This window comes from Fulvivirga sp., assembly GCF_040220315.1.
Lineage (GTDB): Bacteria > Bacteroidota > Bacteroidia > Cytophagales > Cyclobacteriaceae > Fulvivirga.
The window spans coordinates 1-11,658 of record NZ_JAVJUY010000354.1 but is presented as its reverse complement, the minus strand read 5'-3'; the positions used below and the strand labels follow the sequence as shown (position 1 = coordinate 11,658).

14 protein-coding genes and 1 pseudogene are annotated in these 11,658 nt (G+C 37.6%); 9 read left to right on the top strand and 6 right to left on the bottom strand.

The window, feature by feature from the left end; genetic code table 11:
- The first annotated feature begins 57 nt into the window (after positions 1 to 57).
- Positions 58 to 1,113, top strand: coding sequence for an NAD(P)H-dependent glycerol-3-phosphate dehydrogenase (locus tag RLO81_RS18035; RefSeq protein ID WP_350114998.1), 1,056 nt, complete (start codon positions 58 to 60; stop codon positions 1,111 to 1,113).
- Here RLO81_RS18035 and RLO81_RS18030 read toward each other — a convergent pair.
- The 6 genes from RLO81_RS18030 to rsmA all read right to left on the bottom strand — a co-directional run bounded on the left by RLO81_RS18030 (position 1,106) and on the right by rsmA (position 6,101).
- The gene (locus RLO81_RS18030) at positions 1,106 to 1,501 is read right to left on the bottom strand and encodes an HIT family protein (protein WP_350114995.1); all 396 of its coding nucleotides are present in this window, start codon (positions 1,499 to 1,501) and stop codon (positions 1,106 to 1,108) included. The two genes, RLO81_RS18035 and RLO81_RS18030, sit on opposite strands and share 8 nt — an antisense overlap.
- Complete coding sequence (gene greA / locus RLO81_RS18025) at positions 1,501 to 1,974, bottom strand: transcription elongation factor GreA (RefSeq protein ID WP_350114993.1); 474 nt, start codon at positions 1,972 to 1,974, stop codon at positions 1,501 to 1,503. The genes RLO81_RS18030 and greA overlap by 1 nt, the downstream gene beginning before the upstream one ends.
- Before the next feature lie 117 nt (positions 1,975 to 2,091).
- A complete protein-coding gene (locus RLO81_RS18020; protein ID WP_350114990.1) occupies positions 2,092 to 2,934 on the bottom strand; it encodes a pentapeptide repeat-containing protein in 843 nt (280 codons plus the stop codon).
- 101 nt (positions 2,935 to 3,035) lie between these two features.
- Positions 3,036 to 3,971 carry an NAD(P)-dependent oxidoreductase gene (locus tag RLO81_RS18015; RefSeq protein ID WP_350114987.1) on the bottom strand — a complete coding sequence of 312 codons (936 nt, stop codon included), beginning with the start codon at positions 3,969 to 3,971 and terminating at the stop codon, positions 3,036 to 3,038.
- A gap of 7 nt (positions 3,972 to 3,978) precedes the next feature.
- Positions 3,979 to 5,337 carry a magnesium transporter gene (gene mgtE / locus RLO81_RS18010; RefSeq protein ID WP_350114984.1) on the bottom strand — a complete coding sequence of 453 codons (1,359 nt, stop codon included), beginning with the start codon at positions 5,335 to 5,337 and terminating at the stop codon, positions 3,979 to 3,981.
- Positions 5,325 to 6,101: a 16S rRNA (adenine(1518)-N(6)/adenine(1519)-N(6))-dimethyltransferase RsmA gene (rsmA, locus tag RLO81_RS18005; protein WP_350114981.1), complete on the bottom strand. Its 777-nt coding sequence runs from the start codon at positions 6,099 to 6,101 to the stop codon at positions 5,325 to 5,327. The genes mgtE and rsmA overlap by 13 nt, the downstream gene beginning before the upstream one ends.
- A gap of 69 nt (positions 6,102 to 6,170) precedes the next feature.
- Here rsmA and pdxA point away from each other — a divergent pair, with 69 nt between their 5' ends.
- From pdxA to accB, 8 genes and pseudogenes are all read left to right on the top strand, one after another.
- Complete coding sequence (pdxA, locus tag RLO81_RS18000; protein ID WP_350114979.1) at positions 6,171 to 7,199, top strand: 4-hydroxythreonine-4-phosphate dehydrogenase PdxA; 1,029 nt, start codon at positions 6,171 to 6,173, stop codon at positions 7,197 to 7,199.
- Positions 7,200 to 7,279: 80 nt separating this feature from the next.
- Positions 7,280 to 7,666 carry a TerB family tellurite resistance protein gene (locus RLO81_RS17995; protein WP_350114976.1) on the top strand — a complete coding sequence of 129 codons (387 nt, stop codon included), beginning with the start codon at positions 7,280 to 7,282 and terminating at the stop codon, positions 7,664 to 7,666.
- A gap of 76 nt (positions 7,667 to 7,742) precedes the next feature.
- Entirely contained in the window at positions 7,743 to 8,258 is a 516-nt protein-coding gene (locus RLO81_RS17990) for a YceD family protein (protein WP_350114973.1), read from the top strand.
- Positions 8,259 to 8,286: 28 nt separating this feature from the next.
- Complete coding sequence (rpmF, locus tag RLO81_RS17985) at positions 8,287 to 8,478, top strand: 50S ribosomal protein L32 (RefSeq protein ID WP_205721501.1); 192 nt, start codon at positions 8,287 to 8,289, stop codon at positions 8,476 to 8,478.
- A gap of 10 nt (positions 8,479 to 8,488) precedes the next feature.
- Positions 8,489 to 9,430 (top strand): phosphate acyltransferase PlsX, encoded by a 942-nt coding sequence (plsX, locus tag RLO81_RS17980; protein WP_350114969.1) that lies wholly within the window; start codon positions 8,489 to 8,491, stop codon positions 9,428 to 9,430.
- Between the two features lie 10 nt (positions 9,431 to 9,440).
- Positions 9,441 to 10,436, top strand: a complete 996-nt coding sequence (locus RLO81_RS17975; protein ID WP_350114966.1) for a beta-ketoacyl-ACP synthase III — start codon at positions 9,441 to 9,443, stop codon at positions 10,434 to 10,436.
- Between the two features lie 54 nt (positions 10,437 to 10,490).
- Entirely contained in the window at positions 10,491 to 11,057 is a 567-nt protein-coding gene (gene efp / locus RLO81_RS17970) for an elongation factor P (RefSeq protein WP_350114964.1), read from the top strand.
- Between the two features lie 49 nt (positions 11,058 to 11,106).
- Positions 11,107 to 11,586, top strand: a pseudogene (gene accB, locus RLO81_RS17965) (acetyl-CoA carboxylase biotin carboxyl carrier protein); the annotation flags it as partial.
- Positions 11,587 to 11,658: the final 72 nt, after the last annotated feature.

Below are 11,658 nucleotides of genomic sequence, written 5' to 3'. Positions count from 1 at the left end.
AAATTATCACCAAAGACTTAATCACTTTGTATTACTACCACAACAGAATGCATGGCTATGACCTCGAAGAAGTTATCTAACAAACCAGTAGGTGTAATTGGTGCAGGAAGTTTTGGGATAGCTATTGCCAATATTTTAGCTCAAAATGTAGAGGTTTTACTGTATGCCCGTGATCCGGAAGTGATTAACAAAATTGCTAACACTAAAGAACATAGAGGGCAAAAAATTCATACCAATGTTACCGCTACGGGAGACCTAAGCTATATTGCCAACAGCTGCAATGTCCTTTTCCCGATTGTTCCTTCATCTGCATTTCGGGAAATGATGCAACAATTATCTCCCTATTTACATCCTTATCATATCTTAATTCATGGAACCAAAGGCCTTGATATTTCTCTTCCTAAAGGTCAAACACTGGATACCGTAAAATCACTTGCAAGAGAAGATGTACGCACGATGAGCGAAGTGATAATGGACGAAAGTGTTGTGGTGCGTGTAGGTTGCTTAGCAGGCCCCAATTTGGCCAAGGAATTATATGCAGGGCATCCAGCTGCCACGGTTGTTGCAAGCCACTTTGATGAAGTTATAGATGCAGGTGAACGATTGTTAAGGAATGACTTGTTCCAAGTATATAGCAACAAAGACCTAATAGGTATTGAACTAGCCGGTGTTTTAAAAAACATTATTGCTATTGCCTCTGGCGTGTTAAGTGGAATGGGACATGGAGAAAATGCTAAGGGCCTGCTGATTAGTAGAGGTATGGTTGAAATGATTTACCTGGGCAAAGCCATGGGTGGTGATGTCACTGCTTTTCTTGGTCTGGCAGGAATTGGGGATCTGGTAGCTACTTGCAACAGTACGTTGAGTAGAAACTTCACTGTAGGTTATAAACTCGCTCAAGGAATGACTTTAGATGAAATATTAAAGTCGATGGAAGAAGTGGCAGAGGGCGTAAATACGATCAAAATAGTTAAGAAGATTATTGATCACCAAAAAGTAAGGGCTCCTATTACAGAAGCCCTTCATGAAGTGCTATTTGAAGGGTTATCTGTTGAAAGAGCAATAAATATGCTCATGAGATACCCTTATAATGTTGATATTGATTTTATTTAATTCCTTGTTTAATCTTTGTAGCAACGCTGCTAAGCTCCTCATTTGACGGATTTAGCTTAGGTCTTGTAAAGTTAATGTCATTCATGGTATTTAAGGGAACAAGGTGCACATGTGTATGTGGCACTTCTAAACCTATAACTGCCACGCCCACCCTTTTACAAGGAACAGCCTTTTCAACGCCTATTGCAACTCTTTTTGCAAATGTCATTAACCCCTCAAGTTGCTTATCTTCTAAGTCAAAAATATAGTCAACTTCCTTTTTTGGTACTACCAGGCAGTGGCCATGTACCAGCGGGTTAATATCCAAAAAGGCGATATAATTATCATCCTCAGCTACAATATGGCCAGGAATTTCTCTGTTAATTATTTTAGAAAAGATGGTTGACATCAGATGCCTATTTCAAGTATTTCAAAATCTATTTCTCCTCCCGGAGTTTGTATTTTGGCTTTCTGACCTGCTTTTTTACCCAACAAGCCTTTTCCTATTGGCGACTGAACAGAAATCTTACTGGCCTTCAAATCGGCCTCCTCTTCGGATACCAATGTGTAAGTGAAAACAGCACCGTTTTTTGGGTTTTTTATTTTCACCTTAGAAAGAATCGAAACTTTAGAAGTATCAATGGTGCTCTCATCAATAACCCTTGCATTACCTACCACTTCCTCCAACTGAGCAATCTTCGCTTCTAAATGACCTTGTGCATCTTTCGCTGCATCATATTCCGCATTCTCGCTTAAATCGCCTTTATCCCTAGCTTCTGCTATTTGCTTAGCAATATCGGATCGACCCTTAGTCTTAAGCTCGTTGAGCTCATTCTTTAATTTATCTAATCCCTCTTTCGTATAATACGCTACGTTTCCCATGTGATAAAAAATAAATACCTATTAAAAAGAAATAAACGGCCACAGCGCAACCGTTTTTATTGTTCTAAACATTTAAGAAACACAAAGTTAACGTATTATTAACGAATCCAAAAGGATTTATTTACCAACTAGCTCGGGAACATTTGATTTTATTTGATTGAGAATTTCCTCATCAAACTGAGCTAAATACAACGTTTTCGCCTTTGTTAGCTGTTCTATGGTAAGACCTTTTGCACCGCGTAAATCAGCCTTGTATAGGCTGGCATTTTCGATATCTGCACCAGTTAAATAACACCCTATCAAGTCAGCTTCCATTAAAAAAGCATTCTTGAAATTTGATTTAATTAAGAATGCATTATTGAGCTTAGCCTTAATCAAATAAGCATCTTTAAAATTGGCCCCACTGGCATAGGCGCCTGTTAAATCAGCCTGATTCAAATTGGAATTTTCGAGATTGGTTTGGTTTAAACGTGTGTTTTGAAGGTTGGTCTCAATAAGAAACCCATTGGACATATCTGCTGAATTCAAATTTGAGCTTGCCAGGTTAACATAGTTTAAGTTTGTTCTTGATAGATGGCAGTTTACGAGGTTAATCTCATGGATATTATGCCGGTTGAGCCTTTTTATATTACCTACTGTACGAAAAGCAGCCTCCTCTGATTCCCATAAACGGAAATCATCAATCTCATCTTTATAAGTACGTATTCGCTGTCGCATTTCGCCATTCTTATTTAACCAAAAAATTAAAATACCGATTACCGCAATATCAAAAAGCATACCGTGTGCTTCAGCCATTACCTGAGCAAAGAAGGAATCGAAATCTGCAAAATAATATTTTAAGCTAAATCCGATAACAATGAGGGCAAGTACTACAAGTACTATAGAAGACGTGAGTATAGGTTTTTCTATAATAGAATTAATATACTCAGCTAATCGTTTTCGTTGGTTTTCACCTATCATATAATGTGGAAATACTTACCTAATGTCTATATTACTAAAATGATCCTCAAATTAAAAGCACAACTGTATAAAAGGTAACGAATTAAAAGGATATCTGATGTTTAAAGAGAATCTAATTTGACCCTTAATTTTTCTATTATTACTTCATTTATTTGGCGGTACGACTCGAATGACCAACCAGCCACATGTGGCGTAAATATCACATTACTCATTTGTTTAAGGTCATCGAAGTCTTGCTGTTGACTCCTGTTAAGAGTCTTGATTTTTTCATTCTCAAGTACATCCAAGGCTGCGCCTAACACCTTTCCTGATTTTAAACCTTTGATGAGGTCTTTCAGTTTTAGAACTTCACCTCTGGAGGTATTCATTAACCAAATTGGTTTTGCAAATTTCGACAAAAAATCATCGTTAATCATAAAAGAAGTTTCATCTGTTAATGGAATATGAATACTTAGGATGTCCGTTTCTTCAAATAGCTGATCCATAGACACTTCTAAAATGTTATCTTCACTAAAGCCATTTTTGTATTTATCATAAACACATACCTTATTGACTAAATGCCTAAACTTTTGCACAACAGCTGTGCCCATATTGCCAAAACCAATTACGCCCAAATTTTTTCTTTTTAACTCAAAACCTCTATTGCCTTCTCTATCCCAATTTCCATTTCGTACTTCCATATCAGCTTTTACAATGTTGTTAACAAGGCTAAATGCCATGCCTAAACAATGTTCTGCCACTGCATTGCGATTGCCCTCCGGTGCATTTATTATTTCTATTCCTCGTGTTTCAATTTCTTTTACGTCAAGGTTGTCAATTCCGGCACCTGCCCTGCAAATAAATTTCAAGTTTTTGGCTTGTGACAGAATATCACTATTGATGAATATCTTGCTTCTTACTATTAGTCCTTCGAAGTCGTTAATAACGGTTATTATCTCTTCTTTGGTGATTTCAGGACGATAATCGGGCTCAATACCAATATCTTGCAAAAGGGAAACAATAGATATATGCATCTCATCTATTATCAGAAACTTCATCGTTTGCTTAGATTAATAAATGAACAATGTAAAAGTAGATGGCCAGCCCCAACAAATCATTGGTTGTTGTAATAAAAGGCCCTGATGCCAGCGCAGGATTGAAGCCTACTTTATTTAGTAATAACGGTGTAACCGTACCCAAAAATGATGCAATTAATACAACAAAAAACAAAGCCATTGAAACAATAATGGATAAGTTGCCCTGCCCTCCGGTGAGTAAATTAAAACCATAGACCATAAGTGAAAGTACCAGGCCGTTAATGACTGCCACTAGAAACACTTTCCCCAATCTTTTTAACATACTGCCCCCAAATGCAGAAGGATTGGCTAGACTTTGAACGACAATAGATGAAGATTGTATCCCAACATTTCCGCCTGTAGCCTGAATTAACGGAATAAAAAAGGCGATGGCTGTAATGCGCATCAGCTCTTCCTCAAATACACCAATAAATTTTGCGCTAATAAACCCTCCTATAACTCCAACAATCAACCATGGCAACCTGGCTTTAGTCAGATCCCAAACGCTGTCATCTTCCTCTACATCCCCGGCAATACCTGACATGATATTACGCTCTTCTTCTGCCAATTCTGTTATCACATCAACCACATCATCAATGGTAATTCGTCCAAGTAATTTCCCTTGCACATTGACAACCGGTATGGCCTCCAAATCGTATTTACTCATTATTTGAGCTACCTCTTCTTCAGACATGTATGTTTCAACAGAAATTAAATCCGGCTCATAAATATCAGATACTTTTGTGTTATCATCTGCAAGTATAATTCGCTTCAACGATACTCTTCCAAGTAGCTTATCTTGATTATCAACAACATACACTGAGTAAACTTTCTGTACATTTTCAGCTTGTCTTCGTATTTCTTCTATACACTGAACTACTGTCCAATTGACATTAGCCTTAATCAACTCTTTGGCCATAAGGCCTCCGGCAACATCCTCGTCATAACGCAGAAGATCCAGAATATTGGCTTCTTTTTCTGAATTGTCGATTCCGGCAATTACCTCTTCACGATCCTTAATGGAAAGCTCATTGAGGATGTCTACGGCATCATCAGAATCAAGATGATTCACTATTTCCGTAATTTCCCCGGGTTCGAAAGTCTTAAGGAATCGCTCCCTTATGTCTTCGTCAAGATCATTGATAATCTCGGCCTTTACTTCTGATGGAAGAACGTCCAATACATACTTTGAGTCTTCCGCATTAAACTCGTAAAGTAGCGTTGATATATCAGCAGGATTAATACCTGTTAGTGACTGTTGAATAAACTCAACATCTTTGCTATTGACAGCTTCCTGAAAGCGCTCTCTAAATTCATTCGATAACTCAAACTGTATTACCTGCTCCACATTTCTATTTGTTTAGTTAAGTTTACAAATTCATTTACTGACAACGTTTCAGCTCTTCTGTTAAGAATTTCCAGCTCAATAATTTGTTGGGGTAAATTTAGTGGTTTTAATGCGTTGCGCAATGTCTTGCGCCTGTTTTGAAAACCTTGTTTTACCACCTTTTTAAATAACACTTCATCACAATCTAATTTCTGATTTTGATTCCTTACCAAGCTAATTACTCCTGACCTTACCTTGGGCGGTGGATCAAATACATGTGCTTCTACAGAAAACAGGTAATTAATATCAAAATATGCCTGAAGCAGTACACTCAATATGCCATAATCTTTATTTCCCGGTGGGGAGGCTAACCGCTTAGCAACTTCATATTGTAGCATTCCCACCACGCATTTCACGCGATCTGTGTGTTCTAATAGTTTAAAAAAAATCTGAGAAGAGATATTATACGGAAAATTACCAATAATATTCACTACCGGAGCAGAAGTATATTCAAAGCCTTGCTTTAAAAAATCCCCAAAATAAATACGCCCAATTAAATCTGGAAAATTACTTTCTAGGTAATCAATAGATTCCTTATCAATATCAATGAGGTGAAGTTCTTTAGGATATTTTTGGGCCAAATATTTTGTTAGCACTCCTGTGCCAGGCCCAATCTCTAAAATGTGTCCTTGATCATAAACTTCGGCAAATGAGTTAACGATACGCGAAGCAATGTTCTCATCTTTTAAAAAATGTTGCCCCAGATGTTTTTTGGCTTTGACCATTCATTTTCAATGATTAGAAAATAATTTAACTTGCACACTAATAATAAATCGAGTAAAGATATTAAAATAATGAGTAGTAATCCCAAGGGAGAAAGCAAACCGAAAATTGGAATAACCATTGGCGATGTTAATGGAATTGGACCGGAGGTGATTATTAAAGCATTAGACGATAGCAGGATATTAAACCAGTTTATTCCTGTGGTTTTTGGTTCTACCAAAGTGCTATCTTACTACCGAAAAGCCTTTGATGTAAAAGATTTCAATTACTCCCAATACCGAGGTGATAAATATTATACCAATAAAGTAAACGTTGTAAATTGTTGGGAAGAAATGATTGAGATTAATGCCGGTCAAGAAACTCAAGAAGCGGGAGCGGCAGCCCTGAAAGCACTTATTAAATCGGTAGAATATTTAAAAACTGGTGAAATTGATGCTGTGGTTACCGCCCCGATAAGTAAGAATAATATTCAATCTGAAGAATTTAAGTTTCCGGGACATACAGAATTTTACACTGCAAGTTTTGACATGAAAGAAAGCCTGATGTTTCTAACGAATGGCAATCTGCGCGTTGGGGTAGTAACCGGACATATTCCATTAAAAGAGGTAAGTAAGAAGTTAACAAAAGAAAAGGTACTGTCGAAACTTACCATTATGGAAGAATCGCTACGTAAAGACTTTGGATTGGGTAAACCAAGGATAGCTGTATTAGGACTAAACCCTCATGCAGGTGAAAATGGCCTATTGGGTGATGAAGACGAAAAGGTCATACAACCAGCAATCTCAGACTTTAAAAATAAAGGGAAGCTGGTTTTTGGACCGTTCCCAGCTGATGGTTTCTTTGGCAAAGGTGAGTATACAAAATTTGATGGAATATTGGCTATGTATCACGATCAGGGACTCGTACCATTCAAAACCATAGCCTTTAATACCGGTGTAAATTTTACGGCAGGTTTGCCAATTATTAGAACCTCGCCCGACCATGGTACAGCCTTTGATATCGCAGGTAAAGGCCTGGCGGATGCCTCTTCCATGCGTGAGGCCATTTTTGCAGCTTACGATATTTATAAAAACCGAATTGAACATCATCCAAAATTGTGAATTGCCACTACTTAGTAATTTAGTTGCATATTGTTGTACAAATCTGCTATCTTTAACCGCCTAGTGCGACCAACTAAATCATGGATATAATTACAAGAAAACAGCTAAATATACTTATACAGCTGGCCAATTCAGATAAGCATTTCTCAAATCTTGAAAGAGAGAAAATCTATGAAATTGCACGTAAAAGGAATTTTCCCCAGTCTGAGATTAAAAATTTAATTATTAACCCTGAACCGATTGGCTCATTTGGAGCGTTGTCAGAAGATCAGAAATTTGAGTACCTATATACATGCATAGATTTAATGCTGGTAGATCAAAAAATCTTTGATAGTGAAATAACATTCTGTAGAGATATTGCAATTAAACTTGGATTTAAGCAAGGTGTAGTTGATTTTCTGAAAGATGAAATTTATAAACATCCAAAAGATTCCTTGAAATCTATGTTGATGAAAGAATATACCTGATAAAAGGTATAAATGAATCTTTTATAATTAAGAATTATCTTATTAACTTTGCAACCTTAATTTGGAAGGGAGTGGTATGAATGCGCTAGACAGATTCCATATTGATATTTTCAAGCTGAGCAATTCAACTCATTCTTACGAGTTTGAGTTTAATGATAAATTCTTTGCCGAGATTGAGAATAGCATTGTAGAGCAAGGTTCTGGTGAGGTTGTAATTACTCTCGATAAGAATGAATCGTTCATAAAGATGACGATTAATATCACTGGAAAAATTGAATTGACTTGTGATAGAAGTTTGGATCTTTTTGACTTCCCGATAAACGTAGATAAAGAAATTATCTTCAAGTATGGTGAAGAAGAAATAGAATTGGATGACAATATCGTAATGATAACCCGCGATACTCAGCGTTTAAATTTGGCGCAGTATATCTATGAGTTTATCGGTTTAGAGATTCCAATGAAGAAACTTCATCCAAGGTTTAATGATGAAAGTGAAGAAGATGAAATGGTGTACACAGACGAGGAAACGAAAAATGACGATAACAGTGAAGCAACGGACCCTCGTTGGGAAGCGCTAAAGAAATTAAAGTAAGAATTGAATAATTAAATTATAGAATAAGATGGCTCATCCTAAGAGAAAAATCTCGAAATCCAGAAGAGACAAGAGAAGAACACATTACAAAGCAGAAGCTAAACAATTAGCTGTTTGCCCAACTACTGGCGAGTTTCATTTACCACACAGAGCATTCTGGTTAGAAGGCAAACTTTACTACAAAGGTAAAGTTGTCATGGAGAAAGAAGTACTAGCATAATTCTTTGCTCGTGAAAATTGCATTAGATGCAATGGGCGGAGATTTTGCACCGGACAGTACTGTCAAAGGTGCAGGGCTGGCTGCCAAAGAACTACCCGAAGGAGTAACATTAGTTCTTATCGGGGATGAAAATGTTATTAATGGCAAGCTGGAAGAATTCAATATAGATGAATCCAACATTGAGGTAGTACATGCCTCGGATGTAATAGAAATGGGAGAGCACCCCACAAAGGCGCTCACACAAAAACCTGAAGCCAGCATTCCTGTTGGCTTTGGTTTGTTAAAGAAGGGCATGGTAAATGCATTTGCAAGCGCTGGTAACACCGGAGCCATGCATGTTGGGGCCATGTTTACCATCAAAACCATCGAAGGAATTATAAGACCTGGGATTGCTGGCTTTATGCCCAAAGAAGCCGGTGGGTTTGGAGTAATAATGGATGTAGGCGCAAATGCAGATTGCAAACCGGACGTGCTACATCAGTTTGGCCAAATTGCATCTCTTTATGCCAAACATGTTTTCGAAATAGAAAAGCCCAAGGTTGGTTTGATGAACCTTGGTGAAGAAGAACAAAAAGGCACCTTACTTACTCAAGCTGCCCATCAATTATTCAAACTTGACAAAAGTCTAAACTTTATTGGTAATATTGAGGGTCGTGACCTTTTCAATGACAAAGCAGATGTAATAGTTTGCGATGGATTTACAGGAAATGTAATTTTAAAAATGGCAGAATCCTTCTTTGATATGTTACAGGCTCGAAATATTAAAGATTCTTATTTCGATAGATTTAATTATGAAGCGATAGGCGGAAGTCCTATCCTGGGCGTAAATGGGAATGTTGTTATTGGACATGGCGTTTCTAACCCGGAAGCAATCAAGAATATGTTGCTCTTATCATTAAAAATGGCAGAAGCTAATATTCACTTGAAGATTAAAGAAAAGATTGGAGAATAAAATTTAAACTATGGCTAAGATTAGAGCCGCAATTACTGGTGTTCATGGTTATGTTCCTGATTATGTTTTAACAAACCAGGAACTAGAGACTATGGTAGATACCAATGACGAGTGGATTACTACCCGTACTGGAATTAAGGAACGAAGAATTCTTAAAGGCGAAGGAAAGGGAACCTCTGTCATTGGCGTAGAAGCCGCCAAAGGCTTGCTAGAAAAAACAAATACCAATCCTGAAGATATTGACCTCATTATTTTTGCAACCATAACACCCGATATGGTTTTTCCTGCTACTGCTAATTTGGTAGCTGCCGAAATTGGTGCCAAAAATGCTTTTGGCTTCGATATGGGTGCAGCTTGTTCAGGTTTTATTTACGCATTAACAACAGGTGCACAGTTTATTGAAGCAGGTAATTATAAGAAAGTATTGGTACTCGGTGCCGATAAAATGTCTTCAATCATAGATTACGAAGACAGAACAACTTGTATTATTTTTGGTGATGGCGGTGGGGCTGTGTTGTTGGAACCAAGTGAAGATGAAAATGGAATTATTGATGCCATTCATAAAAGTGATGGTAATGGTGCAGCTTTCCTAAAGATGAAAGCAGGTGGAAGTGCCTATCCAGCCACTGTTGAAACTGTGATGGCAAAAGAACATTATGCACGACAAGACGGGGCTACCGTTTTCAAATTTGCAGTAACAAACATGGCTGATTACGCTGCCAAGATAATGGAACGCAATAACCTAACTGCTGACGATGTTGATTGGTTGGTTGCGCACCAGGCGAACAAAAGAATTATTGACGCTACAGCAAATAGAATGGGCGTTACGGATGATAAGGTAATGATGAATATTGAAAAGTATGGTAATACTACAAGTGGAACCATACCATTGCTACTTTGGGATTATGAATCGAAGCTAAAAAAAGGTGATAACCTCGTTCTTGCCGCATTTGGTGGGGGCTTCACCTGGGGCTCCATTTATTTGAAATGGGCTTATAATTCCTAATACGATTGCGATTAACTAACTGATTTGTAACTTTATTTTTTTAAAATTTGACTAATGGCAACTACAGCCGATTTTAAAAATGGATTGTGTCTGGAATATAACAACGACTTATTTACAATAGTTGAGTTCCAGCATGTGAAACCAGGCAAAGGGCCTGCCTTTGTTAGAACAAAGCTTAAAAGCCTTACTACTGGCAAAGTGATAGAAAATACCTTTTCTGCCGGACATAAGGTAGTAACGGCTAGAATAGAAAGACGTCCTCATCAATTTCTGTATAAAGATGAAATGGGGTATCATTTAATGGATGCTTCTACTTTTGAACAAACATTTGTTGGAGATGGTGCAATAGAGAACGCCCAATTGATGAAAGAAGGACAATCGGTAGATGTATTGTACCATGCAGAAAAAGAGGAAGTAATTGGCTGTGAGCTTCCACAATTTGTAGAATTGGAAGTAACCTATACAGAACCAGGGTTAAAAGGCGATACTGCTACAAATGCAACAAAGCCTGCAACTTTAGAAACTGGAGCAGAAATTCAGGTGCCTTTGTTTATTAATGAAGGGGACAAAATAAAAATTGAGACTACAAGTAATTCATATTACGAAAGAGTAAAATCATAAATTTCAACCATTGCCTTAATGAAAGTTAAGGCCTATAAAACGATTAAGAATGAAAACAAAGGAAATAAGAGATCTAATTGACTTCATTTCACAGTCTGGTCTTAATGAGGTGAAAATTGAAACTGAAGAGTTAAAATTATCGATTAAGCGAGACCCTGATGTTAAAACTCAGGTGGTAGAAAGCAGTGTTGCTTCAGCACCTGCTCCGGCTGCTTCAGCTCCTAGTGTCGCTCCGGCACCTGCCGCAGCTGCTCCTACTCCGGCTTCAGCCCCTGCGTCAGCTGAAGGTAATTATGTTGAAGTTAAATCGCCAATGATCGGTACATTTTACAGATCTGCCAACCCGGATTCACCAGCATTTGTAAATGTGGGAGACAAAGTGGAAAAAGGTCAGACGTTATGCATTGTAGAAGCGATGAAGTTATTCAATGAAATTGAATCTGATGTTTCTGGTACTATCGTAAAGGTTGTAGCAGAAAACGCTTCTCCAGTAGAATATGATCAGGTTCTATTCTTAGTAGACCCTTCATACTTTGTCGATCTGTACAAGGATCATGTAGTGTGTAACCTTAAATTCGAAAGATTGTGTTTAAAAAAATAT

Bases quoted from the DNA above. Each gene is read 5' to 3' on its own strand.
- RLO81_RS18020 (WP_350114990.1), bottom strand. From the start codon at position 2,934: ATGATAGGTGAAAACCAACGAAAACGATTAGCTGAGTATATTAATTCT.
- greA (WP_350114993.1), bottom strand. From the start codon at position 1,974: ATGGGAAACGTAGCGTATTATACGAAAGAGGGATTAGATAAATTAAAG.
- RLO81_RS18035 (WP_350114998.1), top strand. From the start codon at position 58: ATGACCTCGAAGAAGTTATCTAACAAACCAGTAGGTGTAATTGGTGCA.
- RLO81_RS18015 (WP_350114987.1), bottom strand. From the start codon at position 3,971: ATGAAGTTTCTGATAATAGATGAGATGCATATATCTATTGTTTCCCTT.
- RLO81_RS17995 (WP_350114976.1), top strand. From the start codon at position 7,280: ATGGATATAATTACAAGAAAACAGCTAAATATACTTATACAGCTGGCC.
- RLO81_RS18030 (WP_350114995.1), bottom strand. From the start codon at position 1,501: ATGTCAACCATCTTTTCTAAAATAATTAACAGAGAAATTCCTGGCCAT.
- RLO81_RS17975 (WP_350114966.1), top strand. From the start codon at position 9,441: ATGGCTAAGATTAGAGCCGCAATTACTGGTGTTCATGGTTATGTTCCT.
- rpmF (WP_205721501.1), top strand. From the start codon at position 8,287: ATGGCTCATCCTAAGAGAAAAATCTCGAAATCCAGAAGAGACAAGAGA.
- RLO81_RS17990 (WP_350114973.1), top strand. From the start codon at position 7,743: ATGAATGCGCTAGACAGATTCCATATTGATATTTTCAAGCTGAGCAAT.
- pdxA (WP_350114979.1), top strand. From the start codon at position 6,171: ATGAGTAGTAATCCCAAGGGAGAAAGCAAACCGAAAATTGGAATAACC.
- rsmA (WP_350114981.1), bottom strand. From the start codon at position 6,101: ATGGTCAAAGCCAAAAAACATCTGGGGCAACATTTTTTAAAAGATGAG.
- efp (WP_350114964.1), top strand. From the start codon at position 10,491: ATGGCAACTACAGCCGATTTTAAAAATGGATTGTGTCTGGAATATAAC.